We start from the raw sequence: 13758 nt of genomic DNA on the forward strand, positions 1-13758 counted from the left end.
GCCACTTGACCGCTCGCCCTGAACGACGCCCGACTACCCCTGGCCCGTACGACGAAACCCGCCGACCGCCGCCCCGCGACGGGCGCGGGAAACTGCGCGACCGCCCCCACCGGCCCGCGGCCTGACGCACGGCTCTCCCCGGCTGAGCGCTAGCGCCTCTCGTACGGGTTCGCCGGCTGCGCCACCCGTCGCACCGACGCGGCGTCCAGGACCGGCGGCCACGCTCCGTCCGTGCCGAGTCTGCCCTCGGGGTGCCAGATGCCGGTGACGGTGACCCAGGCGTCGGCGGGCGGGGCGTCCGCGTCCCGGATCTCGGCCTTGCTCGTGGTGGCGTCGGCGGCGCAGCAGGAGACGAGGAGGCGGGTGACGTACCAGGTGCCGTCGTCGTCCCGGGTGACGAACCCGGTCAGGCGGACCGTACGGCCCGTCAGCGACCGTCCGCTGTCGTAGATCGCCCGCGAGCTGAACTCGGCGAGCGTCAGCTCCACCGGGTTCCCGGCCGGCAGCGCGGAAAAGTGCCCGATGCCCTGCGCCGCGCGTTGCGCCGCCTCGCGCTCGGCGCTGTAGGAGCCGAGGGCCGGCGGCGGGAAGAGGAGGAGGGCGAGGGCGGGGAGGGTGAGGAGCCAGGCCACGCGGGGGCCATGGTGACCGGCGTGCTGATCGTGGGCGTGGGAATCGTCACCGTACTCGTCGTGCTCGCCGTGCTCGCGTTGCTGATCGCGGCCGGAGTGTTCGCCGTGCTCTGCGTACTCGCCCTGCTCGGCGTGCGGTTCGTGTTCCGGTCGCCCGACAACCGCCGCGGCCACCGCCAGCAGCACCAGCAGGAACCCGGACACCACCAGGAATGGCCGTAGTCCCGCCTGCACGTACCGCAGATACAGCTCGCTGAACAGCGAGATCCGCAGGACCGCCGCGCCCGTTACGAGCAGCAGCACCGCCCGTCCGTACCGCCTCACAGCAGCCACCACCCCACCAGGGCGCTGCTCGTCACGGCCGCCATCCACGTCACGGACGAGAACCGCAGGGCGAAGGACCGGCCGAACGTCCCCGCCTGCAGGGCGATCAGCTTCAGGTCGACCATCGGGCCGACCACCATGAACGCCAGTCGCGCGGTCGGCGAGAAGCCGCTCAGCGACGCGGCGACGAACGCGTCCGCCTCGCTGCACACGCACAGCACGACCGCCAGGAGCGCCAGGAGCAGCACCGACAGCCAGGGCGAGCCGGTGAACAGGTCCAGTACCGAGCGCGGCACCGCGATGTTGAAGGTCGCCGCGGCCGCCGCGCCGAGCACGAGGAAGCCGCCCGCGTGCAGGAAGTCGTGCTGGAGGCCGGCGGTGAAGGCGCGCAGTCCGGTGGCGGCCGGGTGGGCGTGCCGCTTGGGCGGTCGCAGCCACTCGTCGCGGCCGAAGCGGGCCCACAGCCAGCCCATCGCCACCGCCGTGGCCAGCGAGGCGATCAGCCGGGCGAGGACCATCCGCGGCTGCCCGGGGAAGGCGACGGACGTGGCCACCAGGACGACCGGGTTGACGGCGGGCGCGGAGAGGAGGAACGCGAGGGCGGCCGAGGGGGCGACCCCGCGCCGCATCAGGCTCCCGGCCACCGGCACGGACGCGCACTCGCACCCCGGCAGGACGACACCGGCCGCCCCGGCGATCGGTACCGCGAGCGCCTGGTTGCGGGGCAGCAGGCGGCTGAAGACCCGCTCCGGCACGAACGCCCCGATCGCCGCCGAGACCACCGTGCCGCCCAGCAGGAAGGGCACGCCCTGCACCGCGATCGCCGTGAAGACGGTCCACCAGGCGGCGACGGGCGGGGTGTAGACGTCGAGGGCGAGCATGGGGCCGAGGACGGAGACGACCGTGGCGATGGCGAGGAGCGCGGCGCCGCCGACGACGGCGTACACAAGGGCGCGTACGACGAGCCGCAGCGCGTCGGCGAGCGTCCGCGCGGTCCACTGGTTCTCCACGTGCCCGTCCCCACCTGTCCGGATGTCCCACGCAGCCAAGCGGGACGACCTGTGGGCCGGCTTGGGGTGGTTACAGAGGGGGCTGTGCGGGCGCGGGTCCGAGGGTGGTGGTTCCGGGGGCCGTACGGTGGCCGAGCCCCGTCCGGTACGCGTCCAGCGCCGCCTCCACCCGTCCCGTACGGCGCAGCAGATCGCCGAGCAGCCGGCACAGGTCGGCCAGGTCACCGGCCGCGCCGGCGCGCTCCAGGAGGCTCAGGGCGCGGACGTAGTGCTCTTCGGCGGCCTCGGTGTCGCGGGCGTCCTCGGCGATGATGCCGAGGAGGCGGTGGGCGGCGGCGGAGTGCAGGGCGCCGCGCTCGGGGCTGAGGTCGCTGAGCACCTCGTGCAGGAGGGCGGCGGCCTCGTCGGACTTGCCGCGCCGGTGCAGTACGTCGGCGAGTTCGACGGCGACCTGGCTGGTGTAGAGGGCGGCGCGCTTGGCGGTGAGCATGGTCTGGGCCTCGCGCAGTTCGGCTTCGGCTCGCTCCAGGTCGCCGTTCTGGGCGTAGACGTAGCCGCGCATCCAGTGGCAGTTGGCGAGTTCGGTGCGGATCTGGAGCTGCCGGTACAGCTCGGCGGCCTTCGCGAGGGAGGCGTCCGCCTCGGCGACCCGGCCCTCGGCGAGCAGGGTGCGGGCGACGGACCGGTGCATACGGGCGACCAGGGCGGGGTCCGCGGCCTGCGGGGCGAGGGCGAGGGCGTACTCGGCGGCCTGGGCGGCGCGGGCGTGGGCGCCCATGTCCATGTAGGGGCCGATGACGCTGGCGTAGAGCAGGAGGAGGGCGTCGGGGTCGTGCAGTCCGCCGCGGTTGAGCTCGTCGAGGGTGGATTCGATGAGGTAGACGGCGTAGCGCAGCTCACCGGCGAGGTAGTGCGACACGGCCCGGCCGCGCAGTGCGGGCACCCGGGCGGGCAGCGGGGCGTCGGCGTCCGCGAGGACCTGCTCGGCGCGCTCGAAGTACCGCCGGGCGGAGTCGATTTCCCCGACGTCGACGTCGCAGTCGCCGAGCCCGAGCAGCGCCGCCGCCCGTTCCTCGGCGAACCCGAGCGCGTCCGCCTCCGCGAGCAGCGCGGTGTACTGCTCGGCCGCGGCCTCGGCTTCGCCGGTGGCGAGGGCGCGTTGGGCCTCGGTCAGTCTCATCCGCAGGGCCGTGACGAGGTGCGCGGGCCGTCCGGTGGCGAGCTCCTCGAAGGCGACGCCGAGCCGGTCGGCGATGTGCCGCAACGCCTCGTCGGAGGCGCGCACCCGTCCCGCCTCCAGGGTGGAGATGTACGCGGGGGTGTACGCCGGCTCCGCCAACTGTCGCTGCGTCAGCCCACGATCGGCCCGCAGTTGCTGGACTCTTCGCCCGATCGTCCCAGGATCATCACGGTCCGACACGCTCAACGCCCCCAACTCCCCCTGTGCCCCTTGCCGTTCGACTCCGACAGCCCATAGGTTAAACCGCGTATTAAACGTGGTTAACACCTGGCTGTTGCGAGGTCGCCGTGCAGGAACGCACCAACACCACCGAGCGCTACACCCGAGGCTCGCCGCGGCCGTGATCGCCGTGGCAACCCTGATCCTGGCAGCCAACACGGGCCCCGCCCGAGCGGCAGAACCGACTCGGACAGAGCAACCGACCCAGCATGTCATCCCGGTGTCGACTACGCCGTAGATCTCACTGACCGACCACAACGGCCACCACCACTCGCACGGGGACCCGCCTTGCCGACGCACGTCCATGACCACGCCGACCCGCATGCCCGCATCCCCGCGACGGCGACCCGGGGAACGGTCGTCCTGCTCAACGGAACCTCCAGCTCCGGCAAGAGCAGTATCGCCCGTGCGCTCCTCGACGTCCTCGACGGCACCTGGTTCCACCTGCCGGTGGACGCCTTCCACGCGATGCGCGGCGGCAGCCCCCTTGCCGACGAGGACCTCCAGGCCGAGATCGACCGCACCACCAAGGGCTTCCACCGCGCGGTCGCCGGCATGGCCGCGGCCGGCAACAACCTCGTCGTCGACTACCCGCTCAGCCGCCGCTGGCGGTTGCTGGACCTCCTCGACCTGCTCGTTCCCGAGGACACGGTCCTGATCGGGGTCCGCTGTCCGCTGCCGGAGCTGCAACGCCGGGAGCGCGAACGAGGCGACCGCCAACCGGGCCTCGCCGCCCTGCAGTTCGACCAGGTGCACTCCCACGGCCCGCACGACCTCGACGTCCACACCGACGCCCTCACCCCGGCGGAATGCGCCCTCCGCATCCGCGACTTCCTGCCGAACCGGCCTCGCCCGACCGCGTTCGAGGAACTCCGGTGTGCATTGAGGGAGTAGAGCGGCAGATCAGCTGTCCCCCCCTTCGTCCCGTCGGCGGGGCCCCTCTGTCTCACCCATCTCTTACGCAGCCCTTCACCCCACTGTCAGTGCCATGACCTAGCCTTCGATCACTCACGGCGGCTCGCGTGCCCTCATCTGCCGCGCCCGCCTCACTTATTTTTCGTTCCGGGGGGTTCGAAAAACCGTGCGTAGACGCACCCTTCCGACCGCGACAGCACTCGCGGTCCTCTTCAGCTCGGTCGCCCTGGTCGCGACCGGCGCCGGGTCGGCGGCGGCCGACTCCAGCACGTCCCTGCCCCTGAAGTCGACCGGCGACATGGTCGTCGACGGGGTGCACCACCGGGTCTTCATCAGCGACCCGACCGCCGGCCAGGTCCTCGTCACCGACTACGCCGGCGCACTCGTCGGCACCGTCGGCCCCCTGCCCGGCGTCCGCGGACTGGAGCTGTCGCCCGACTCGGGCACCGTGTACGCGGCCGTGGCGGACGCCGACGCGGTCGTCGCCATCGACACGGCCACCGCGACCGAGGCCCACCGCTACGCCACCGGCGCCAACGCCGGCCCCAGGTACGTGGCCCTCACCGGCGGCAAGCTCTGGTTCAGCTACGGCGCCGGCGGCGACGGCAACATCGGCTCGCTCGACCTGAGCGGCACCGACCCGGTCGTCACCCTGGGCCAGGACAGCGCCCGCACCTTCTACGACGCCCCGATCCTGGACGCCTCCGCGGGCGCCCCGGGCACGCTCGTCGCGGGCGCCCCGGGCCAGAGCCCGGTCGTCCTCGCCGTGTACGACGTCGCGTCGGGCACCGCGAGCCGGACCGCGCACGCCTTCGACCCGGGCAACACGGGCGGCGGCAACCTCGCCGACCTCGCGGTCACGCCGGACGGCAAGGACGTCATCACGGCCAGCGGGGCACCGTACTACCAGGCGGTCTACAAGCTCTCCGACCTGTCCGCGGACGGCAAGTACGTCACCAACACCTACCCGAACGCGGTGGACATCGCCCCGAACGGGGACGTCGCGGCGGGCACCAGCTCCTGGTACGACCCGGACGTGCACGTCTTCAAGCAGGGCGAGCCGAACCCTCTCAAGCAGTACGACCTCCCCAACACCGGCTCCACCAGCGGCTCCGACACCCTCGCCGCCCGGGGCCTGGCCTGGGCGCCGGACGAGAGCAAGCTGTTCGCGGTGTCGCTGAACAGCAACGACGCCTACTCACTGCGGATCTTCGACGCCCCGACGAAGGCGGCCACCACCCTCACGGTCGACGCCCCCGCCACGGCAACCCGCGCCAAGGCCCTCACGCTCACCGGCACGCTGGCCTCCTCGGCCGCGTTCCCGGTCGGCACCAAGGTCTCCGTCACGCGCACGGACGACGAGTCCAGGACCGGCAAGGCGCTCGGCACGGCGACCGTCGCGGCGAACGGGACGTACTCCTTCACGGACACCCCGCCGGCCGGCGGCAAGGTGACGTACACCGCCGCCTACGCAGGCGACGCCGCGCACGCCCCCGCCACCGCCTCGGACTCGGTGACCGTTGCGAAGACCGCGACGACGCTGACGCTGAACAACAACGGCAAGGTGTACGACTACAACAGCAACGTCACCTTCACCGCGCACCTCGGCACCACGTACAAGAACCGCAGCGTGGAGATCTGGGCCGACCCGCACGGCTCCGACAAGCCGAACACGCTGGTGAAGAAGGGCACGGTCGACTCCAAGGGCAACCTGACGGCGAGCCTGCGTCTGACCCGGGACGCCAAGGTCAGCGCGAAGTTCACGGGTGACACGCGGTACGCCGCGAAGACGACGACCAACACCGTCTACACCAGGGTGAGCGTATCGACGTCGCTGAGCGGCTACTACAAGACGGCCACCGCCTGGAACGCGAAGTACTACTACTTCCGCCAGACCAAGGACCCGCTCCTCAACACGACGATGACGATGTACCCGGGCCGCAAGTACCAGTTCCAGATCCAGCAGTTCTACAGCGGCGCCTGGCACACCACGGCCACCGAGTACTTCGGCCTGGACCGCTACGGCAAGGACTCGGTCCTCCTGGACGACAACCCGCCCACGGGCACCCGCTTCCGGATCCGCTCCTCCTACATCGACCCGGCATCGGGCGACAACGTCAACACGACGACGTACGGCGGCTGGAAGTACTTCACCTTCACCCGCTGAACCGTCATCACCGAACCGTCATCGCCGAACCGTCAGCCGCTGACCTGCAGCTGCCGCAGCTGCCGGTGGACGTTCTCCAGGGCGCCGCGCCGGCGTCCCGGCACCCGGCTCCTCAACTCCACGAGGACGGGTCCCAGTTCGCGTGCGAGGGCCGTGTCGTGGATCTGCCCCCACTGGTGGTGGGCACGGTCCACCGCGGCCTCCACCGCGGGCGCGTCCGGGGCCTGTCCGGCGGAGAGCCGGGACGAGGCGACCGTCAGCCAGGTGCGGCAGCTGCGCACCGGGTCCCCGGCCAGCATCGCCAGGTCCGCGCGGACCTCGCCCCAGTGCAGGGCCTCCTCGGAGGCGTGGCCATGGGTGTGGACGGCGGTCTGTTCGTACCGGGCGGCCAGCGCGTCGGCGTCCGCGTGCCGGCCCGCCTGGACGGCACTGGTGATGGCTGCGTGCGGGTCGCTCGGCGCGGGGCCCTGCGCGGTCAGCACGATGTCGATCCCGACCCCGGCCTCGGGGGCGATCCGGGACAGCGCCTGCTGGTGCAACTGGTCCAGGGGCGGGCGGTGTCCGCTGCGCAGCAGGGTCGCGACCGCCTTCATGTACGCCGGGCCCGCCAGCGTCCGCCGGTTCGGCGGCGCCGCGATCCGGCCGTAGACGGCGTGGTTGCGGCCCGAGTCGAGCGGGTTGGCGAGCAGCCACTGCCAGGTCTCGTGGTCGGCGTGCAGATCGAGGACCAGCGAGGTGGAACCCGGGGCGCGCAGGCGCAGTTCCTCGCGGATCCAGTGCCAGGGGAAGCCGTTGTAGCGCACGGTCGACGGGGTGGACCGGGCCAGCGCCAGGTGGGGCAGGTGCTGGCGGCGGTCCAGTTGCAGCTGGCCGGCGACGAAGACGGTGAGCGGGCCGGGGGCGACGGCCGCGGCCCGCAGACGGGTGAGGACGGCCTGCGGCTCCAGGGGGTCGGCGAGTTCGACGACGTTGGCGGTGTCCGTGCCGGACAGCACCGCGGGCGGGACCGCCGCGAGGATCGGGAGCACGGAGGCGGCGTCCACCAGACAGCCCCTGCCCGCCGGTGAAGCGGCGAGCAACAGCACTGTTCCGGGCATCGGTCCCTCCCCATCCCCCGTCGATCACGTACGGCAGCACCGTAACCGCTGCGGGTGCAAAGAGGGGATCTCAAGGCTGCAAACGTCCGCTTCCGTCCCCATTCCCCACACCGGCCGCCCGCCGTACCGCGAACACCGTCGTGTCGTCGGACAGATGCCCTCTGCAGTGCCGCAGCGTGCTCTCCCGCACGAAGTCGACCAGGCGCCGGGGCTGTGCGATGTCCGGGTCGGCGGCGACGGCCTTGGCGACCTCGGTGTCGAGCGGGAAGAAGACGCCGTCGCCGTCCCGGGCCTCGGTCACACCGTCCGTGGTCAGCAGCAGGGTCTCGCCGGGCCGCAGGGGCACCCGGTGCACGGGCGGCGGACCGTCGGCGGGTGCCAGACCGCCGTAGCCGAGAGGCAGGGCGTGGCCGGGCGGCAGGGGCTCCACACCGTCGGGGCCGACGACGAGCGGACAGTCGTGGCCGAGGACGACGGCGTCGATCGTGTCCGGCTGCTCCTCGGGAAAGCCGATCAGGACGGCGGTGGCGAACCGGTCTCCCTCCTCCTTGCCGAGAGCCGCGCGCAGGCGGATGTGCCGCTGCAGCCGCTCCTCGAGCAGTACGGCGACCTTCGCCAGGTCCGGCTCGTGGTAGGCGCTCTCACGGAAGGTGCCGAGCAGTGCGGCCGCCGCCTCCACGGCGCCCAGCCCCTTGCCCTGGACGTCGCCCAGGATGACGCGGGTGCCGTGCAGGCCGATCTGGATGTCGTAGAAGTCCCCGCCGACCCTGGCCTCGCTGTCGGCGGCGAGATAGACGGCCGCGTGCTCCAGGCCGCCCCAGCCCGGCGGCAGCGGGCGCAGCACGGTACGGCGGACGGTGGCGGCGACGTCCCGTATGTGCAGCATGCGCCGCTCACCGCGCACGCGGACCACGCAGGCCAGCGTGGCGAGGACACCTCCGATGCCGGCGAGGACGAGGTCGGGCAGGCCTGCCTGGTACTCGTGCGGCAGGGCGGCGTCGGCGGCGAGGTAGGTGGCGGGTGCGAGCACCGCGAAGATCGCCGTTCCCCACACCCCGCAGATCGCCGCGGCGATACCGGGCACCAGCACGATCCAGGACAGGATCCGGAAGTCGCTGCTGGTCCTGAAGTCGATGGCCACGATGCCGACGAGCAACACCAGCGGCGGCACCCAGGCAACGCTGTGACCGCGCACGCTCAGCAGCCCCGACCGGCGCGCGTCGCCCTGCGGGCCGGCTTCACCGTCGCTTACGGCCCTCATGGGCTTCAGCGAAACACGGCGCTCGACGCGCCGCATCCGGGTCCCCGGCCCCGTCCTCGAACGCCGGACGGGCCGGATCTGCACCGATCTGCACCGCCGACTTGCCACCCGACCTCCCCAGGTGTGCTCTGGATGGCGGGGGCGCGCAGAGAGAGGAGTGCTCTCATGGCTCATGCGGCACCTGTGCCCAGGCGGGCCCGGCGGGCGGTTACGACCGGGTTGAGCGGTCTGCCCGATGTGTTCAGCGCGCGAACGCACCGCGTCGCGAGTGTGGCCGTGCCGGTCGTCCTCGGGCTGGTCTACGGCTACTGGGCCGCGGCGAACCGGCGCGCCGGCGGGGAGATCACCGGCTGGAACCTGCTCTTCGGCTTCGTCACCGCTGCCGCGTTCATGGTGCTGTACGTCGCCGTGCGCTGGGTCGCCTCGCAGGTGATCCGGGAGCTGCACGCGGTCCTGTGGGCAGCCTTCGCGGGCGGCACGTTCGGGTTCCTGTACAGCCAGGGCGGCAACTCGGTCCTGAGGTCCTCGATCATGGGACTGGCGATCGGCGCGGCCTTCTTCGTCGTGCTGTTCTACCGCTACTACACGCACGAGGACGCCCAGGGCCACCGCCTCCGTTGAGCCACCCGTTCGGGTGAACGGTGCACGGGAGAGCGGAACAGTGCCGCCGTATGCAGGCACATCGCTGGCGCCCCGCCCCCGGTGACCTTTGCCTGAGAGGGTGCCCACCCGTCTGCGGAACGCCCTGTCGGCAGTGCTGATCGCCCTGTCGTGCCTCCTCGTGCCGTTCGGCGCGCTGGCGGCGTGGGTGACGTACGCGCTGGTCGACACCGGCCGGTATGTGACCACGATGGCGCCGCTGGCCCACGATCCGGCGGTGCAGGGCGCCGTCGCGGACACCGTCGGCGCCGGGATCATGGACGCGGTCGGCGACAGACTGGACGCTTCCCCCGTCTCCCCGGTCTCGCCCGAGAGCGGCGCCGTGCGCCCCTTCGTGCAGGACGCGGTGCACTCCTTCACCCGGACCGAGGCCTTCCGCACCGCCTGGGAGGCGGGCAACAGGGCCGTCCACGACGCCGTGCTGAGCGCCCTCCAGGACGGACAGCGGCGCACGGTCACCGTCGACCTCGCCCCGGTCACCGCCCAGGTCAAACGCCGGCTCACCGAGGACCGCATCCCGTTCGCGCACCACATCCCGGTCGAGCACACCGACGTCCCCGTGCTCCCGGCCCACGAGCTGGACCGGCTCAGGAAGGGATACGACGTGCTCCAAGTCGCCGGGTTCTGGCTGCCCGTCTCCGCCGTCGCGCTCGCCGCGACCGGCATCGCCGTCGCCGCCTGCCGCCGCCGCGCGGTCACGGCGACCGCGCTGGGCACGGCCCTCGGCGGCGCGCTCCTGCTCCTGACGCTGGTGATCGGCCGCCGGCTCACCCTGGCCGGGCTGGCCGAGGCGGCCCACCGCCCGGCCGCGGGCGCGGTCTACGACGCCCTGACCCAGACCCTGCGCACGGTGTCCTGGCTGCTCATCGCCCTCGGCCTGGCCGTGGCTCTGGTCTGCCGGCTCACGGACCTGCTCGCACGACGCCGCCGAGCGTCCGCAGCGCCCGCCGCAGATCCGGCTCAGGAGCCGACGCGAGCCCGAGCCTGACGGCGTCCGGCGTACGGTTCGGATCCACCGCGAAGGCGGGACCGGGCGTCACCGCGATGCCGTGCGCGGCGGCAGCGGCCGTGAACGTGTCGGCGCGCCACGGCGCGGGCAGCTCCCACCAGGCGAAATAGGCGCGGGGATCGGACCGTACGGCGAACCCGCGCAGTTCCTCGTCGACGATCCGCCGGCGGCGCCCGGCGTCCGCCCGCTTGGCCGCGACCAGCCGCTCCACCGTCCCGTCCCCGATCCACCGCACGGCCGCCTCCAGCGCGAACCGCCCCGCACTCCACCCACCGGACCGGACAGCCGCGGCCACGGTCTCGACCCGCTCCTCGGGTACGACGAGGAAGCCGGCGGTGAGCCCGGGCGCGACGCGCTTGGAGAGGCCGTCGACGACATGGGTGAGGCCGGGCGCGTGGGCGGCGAGGGGGTCGTCGTCCGTGAGGAACGACCAGATGCGGTCCTCGACGACAGGGAGGTTCAAGTCGGCGGCCGTATCGGCGAGCCGGCGCCGGCGCTCGGGGCTCGTCGTCACCGAGGTCGGGTTGTGCAGGGTCGGCTGCAGGTAGAGGGCGGCCAGCGGAGCAGTGCGGTGGGCGGCGGCGACGGAGTCCGGGCGCGGGCCCTCCTCGTCCGTGGCCAGCGGCACCAGGGTGATGCCGAGCCGGGCGGCGATCTCCTTGACCACGGGATACGTCAGCGCCTCGACGCCGACCCGGCCGCCCGGCCGGACCAGGGAGGCAAGGGCGGCGGCGACGGCCTGGCGGGCGTTGCCGGTGAAGAGGATCCGGTCGGGGGCGGGGCGCCAGTGCGGGGTGGCGAGGAGGCGGGCCGCCGCTCGGCGGGCTTCAGGTGTGCCGGTGACTGCGGCCGGACGCAGAGCGTCGGCCAGGACGTCGGGGCGCAGGAGCGGCGCGAGGGCGGGGGCGAGGAGCTCCGACTGGCCGGGCGCGGAGGGGTAGTTGAGCTCCAGGTTGACCGGCGCGGCGGTCGCGGCCTCGACAAGGGCCCGCCCGTTCCCCGCCGGAGCGGCCCGCACGAAGGTCCCGCGGCCCACCTCGCCGACGACCAGCCCGCGCCTGACGAGTTCGGCGTACACCCGCCCCGCCGTCGACCCGGCGATCCCGCGCCGCCGCGCGAACACCCGCTGCGGGGGCAGCCGTTGGCCCGGCCTGAGCCGGCCGGTGGCGATGTCGTCGGCCATGCGGTCGGCGAGACGCCGATAGTCGTCCATGAGACTCCCCCCATCCACGGGCCCCGGATTGCACCGAGGGCAAAGATCTTATTGCACCGAGGAGTTGGGGCGATCTAGGGTCGTCCACATGAGCCCCTTCCTCGCATACGAGGACAAAGGAGTCGATAGTTCGTCGACCCCGCTCGTCCTCGTCCACGGCCACCCCTTCGACCGCACGATGTGGGCCCCGCAGATCGAGACGTTCGCCGCCGCCCGCCGGGTCGTCACCCCCGACCTGCGCGGCTACGGCGCCTCCCCGGTCGTCCCCGGCGTCACCCCGCTCTCCGCCTTCGCCGACGACATCGAGGCCCTGCTGGACGACCTCAAGGTGGAGACCTTCGTGCTGGCGGGCCTGTCGATGGGCGGCCAGATCGTCATGGAGTGCTACGCCCGCTTCCCCCACCGCATCCGGGGTCTGGTCCTCGCCGACACGTTCCCGGCGGCGGAGACCGCGGAAGGCAAGAAGGCGCGCAACGCCATGGCGGACCGGCTGCTGCGCGAGGGCATGCGCGGATACGCCGACGAGGTGCTGGAGAAGATGGTCGCGCCGTACGCCGACGCCGAGGTCAAGGCCCACGTCCACCGCATGATGACGGCGACCCCGCCCGAGGGTGCCGCGGCGGCCCTGCGCGGACGCGCCGAACGCCCCGACTACCGCGACCTGCTCACCCGGGTCGCGGTCCCCGCCCTGGTCGTCGTCGGCGCGGACGACGCCTACACCCCCGTCTCCGACGCGCAGGCCATGCACGCGGCCCTCCCGGACTCGACCCTGCGAGTGATCGAGGGCGCGGCCCACATGCCGAACCTGGAGCGGCCGGGGGAGTTCGACGAGGCGCTGGGGGAGTTCCTGGCGCGGGTGGACGGGTGATCCGTACTCGTGGCCGCCACGCAACCTTCGCCCCATGACCCCCGTCTTTGAGGGAGGATTCGGGCATCCCACCCGCGAGCGGAAGGCCTGGACTTGGACACAGCGGCTGCCGAGTGGACGGCGTCCCGGGACGGCGAGTCAGGACGACGGGCCGGGCACAGGCTCGGCAGATGGACGGCCGCCCTGCTGTTCCTGGGCGTCAGCGCGGTCATCGGCTGCCGGGTCGCCGACGTCGACGGCATCACCCCCGTCCCCCAGCTCCTCGCCTTCCTGCCGTGGCTGCTCGTGCCCACCGGCCTCGGACTGCTGACCGCGCTCTTCTCACGCTGGTGGTTCGGCGTCGTATGGGCCGTCGCCCTCCTCGGGCTGCTGGCCTGGTACATCGAGCCGTACGGGAAGACCGGCCGGCCGGGCGGGGCCCCGCTCGTCTCCTTCCGCGTGCTGACCTCGAACGTCGAGTTCGGGCAGGCCACCGACGCCCTGGTCGCCGCCGTCCGCCGTGAGCGGCCGGACGTCGTGTTCGTCCAGGAGTGCGAGTACACCTGCGACGCCGGGCTCAAGGAAGCGCTCGGCACCGACTATCCGCACCGGGCGGCACAGATCGAGGCCGGGTCGGCGGGGTCGGTCGTCCTCAGCCGCTTCCCGCTCGACCCGGCCGACGGCGTCGACGGCACCATGGCCATGCCCGGCGCGATCGCCGACGTGCGCGGACATGCCGTACGGCTGCAGCTCGCGCACCCCATGCCGCCGCTGCCCCAGCATGTCGACCTGTGGCGCCGGGAGCTCGGCGACCTGCGGGACTTCACCGCCGAGAGCGCCGGCGGCGACGGCAGGACCCCGGTCGTCCTCGCCGGGGACTTCAACGCCTCCCAGGACCACGCCGCCTTCCGCCGCATCCTCGACGCCGGTCTGCGCGACGCCACCCGGCTCACCGGCGAGGACCGCACGCCCAGCTGGCCGGCCCGTACCGCGCCGGCCTTCGGGGTGCAGATCGACCACGTGCTCCTCTCGGCCGGTTTCTCCGCCCGTACCGCCCGCTTCCTCGACCTGCCGGACACCGACCACCGTGCCCTGCTCGTCGACGTCACCCTTCACCAGCGGCGATGAGGCCGACGACGAGCTGAACAAGCGTGCCCATAATGG

12 protein-coding genes are annotated in these 13758 nt (G+C 72.9%); 6 read left to right on the plus strand and 6 right to left on the minus strand.

The features are described from left to right. Nucleotides 1-149: 149 nt before the first annotated feature. From OHT51_RS20775 to OHT51_RS20785, 3 genes are all read right to left on the minus strand, one after another. Complete coding sequence (locus OHT51_RS20775) at nt 150-956, minus strand: TIGR03943 family putative permease subunit (RefSeq protein ID WP_328884387.1); 807 nt, start codon at nt 954-956, stop codon at nt 150-152. Next, nucleotides 953-1966 (minus strand): permease, encoded by a 1014-nt coding sequence (locus tag OHT51_RS20780; RefSeq protein ID WP_328880429.1) that lies wholly within the window; start codon nt 1964-1966, stop codon nt 953-955. Before OHT51_RS20780 ends, OHT51_RS20775 begins: the two co-directional genes overlap by 4 nt. Nucleotides 1967-2036: 70 nt before the next feature. Next, entirely contained in the window at nt 2037-3386 is a 1350-nt protein-coding gene (locus tag OHT51_RS20785; protein ID WP_328880430.1) for a helix-turn-helix domain-containing protein, read from the minus strand. 327 nt (nt 3387-3713) lie between these two features. On the opposite strand from OHT51_RS20785, the gene OHT51_RS20790 reads away from it, so the two are divergent. Both OHT51_RS20790 and OHT51_RS20795 read left to right on the plus strand, forming a co-directional pair. Next, a complete protein-coding gene (locus OHT51_RS20790; RefSeq protein WP_328880431.1) occupies nt 3714-4319 on the plus strand; it encodes a chloramphenicol phosphotransferase CPT family protein in 606 nt (201 codons plus the stop codon). A 187-nt stretch (nt 4320-4506) separates the two neighbouring features. After that, entirely contained in the window at nt 4507-6507 is a 2001-nt protein-coding gene (locus OHT51_RS20795) for a YncE family protein (protein WP_328880432.1), read from the plus strand. A gap of 32 nt (nt 6508-6539) precedes the next feature. On the opposite strand, the gene OHT51_RS20800 is transcribed toward OHT51_RS20795, so the two are convergent. Beyond that, on the minus strand, nt 6540-7604 hold the full coding sequence (locus OHT51_RS20800; protein WP_328880433.1) for a hypothetical protein: 1065 nt from the start codon (nt 7602-7604) through the stop codon (nt 6540-6542). 70 nt (nt 7605-7674) lie between these two features. Beyond that, nucleotides 7675-8865, minus strand: a complete 1191-nt coding sequence (locus OHT51_RS20805; protein WP_328880434.1) for a PP2C family protein-serine/threonine phosphatase — start codon at nt 8863-8865, stop codon at nt 7675-7677. Nucleotides 8866-9030: 165 nt separating this feature from the next. Here OHT51_RS20805 and OHT51_RS20810 point away from each other — a divergent pair, with 165 nt between their 5' ends. Both OHT51_RS20810 and OHT51_RS20815 read left to right on the plus strand, forming a co-directional pair. Beyond that, nucleotides 9031-9486, plus strand: coding sequence for a hypothetical protein (locus OHT51_RS20810; RefSeq protein ID WP_328880435.1), 456 nt, complete (start codon nt 9031-9033; stop codon nt 9484-9486). Nucleotides 9487-9586: 100 nt separating this feature from the next. Continuing rightward, complete coding sequence (locus OHT51_RS20815; protein ID WP_328880436.1) at nt 9587-10513, plus strand: hypothetical protein; 927 nt, start codon at nt 9587-9589, stop codon at nt 10511-10513. On the opposite strand, the gene OHT51_RS20820 is transcribed toward OHT51_RS20815, so the two are convergent. Continuing rightward, a complete protein-coding gene (locus OHT51_RS20820) occupies nt 10428-11747 on the minus strand; it encodes an aminotransferase-like domain-containing protein (RefSeq protein ID WP_328880437.1) in 1320 nt (439 codons plus the stop codon). The genes OHT51_RS20815 and OHT51_RS20820 overlap by 86 nt on opposite strands. Before the next feature lie 88 nt (nt 11748-11835). On the opposite strand from OHT51_RS20820, the gene OHT51_RS20825 reads away from it, so the two are divergent. Together OHT51_RS20825 and OHT51_RS20830 are read left to right on the plus strand one after the other, a co-directional pair. Next, nucleotides 11836-12615 carry an alpha/beta fold hydrolase gene (locus tag OHT51_RS20825; RefSeq protein ID WP_328880438.1) on the plus strand — a complete coding sequence of 260 codons (780 nt, stop codon included), beginning with the start codon at nt 11836-11838 and terminating at the stop codon, nt 12613-12615. Between the two features lie 93 nt (nt 12616-12708). Further along, complete coding sequence (locus OHT51_RS20830) at nt 12709-13722, plus strand: endonuclease/exonuclease/phosphatase family protein (protein WP_328880439.1); 1014 nt, start codon at nt 12709-12711, stop codon at nt 13720-13722. The last annotated feature ends 36 nt before the right edge of the window (nt 13723-13758 follow it).

It is taken from the genome of Streptomyces sp. NBC_00299, from assembly GCF_036173045.1.
In the GTDB taxonomy this organism is placed as follows: domain Bacteria; phylum Actinomycetota; class Actinomycetes; order Streptomycetales; family Streptomycetaceae; genus Streptomyces; species Streptomyces machairae.

Bases quoted from the DNA above. Each gene is read 5' to 3' on its own strand.
- OHT51_RS20820 (WP_328880437.1), bottom strand. From the start codon at position 11,747: ATGGACGACTATCGGCGTCTCGCCGACCGCATGGCCGACGACATCGCC.
- OHT51_RS20805 (WP_328880434.1), bottom strand. From the start codon at position 8,865: ATGAGGGCCGTAAGCGACGGTGAAGCCGGCCCGCAGGGCGACGCGCGC.
- OHT51_RS20825 (WP_328880438.1), top strand. From the start codon at position 11,836: ATGAGCCCCTTCCTCGCATACGAGGACAAAGGAGTCGATAGTTCGTCG.
- OHT51_RS20800 (WP_328880433.1), bottom strand. From the start codon at position 7,604: ATGCCCGGAACAGTGCTGTTGCTCGCCGCTTCACCGGCGGGCAGGGGC.
- OHT51_RS20810 (WP_328880435.1), top strand. From the start codon at position 9,031: ATGGCTCATGCGGCACCTGTGCCCAGGCGGGCCCGGCGGGCGGTTACG.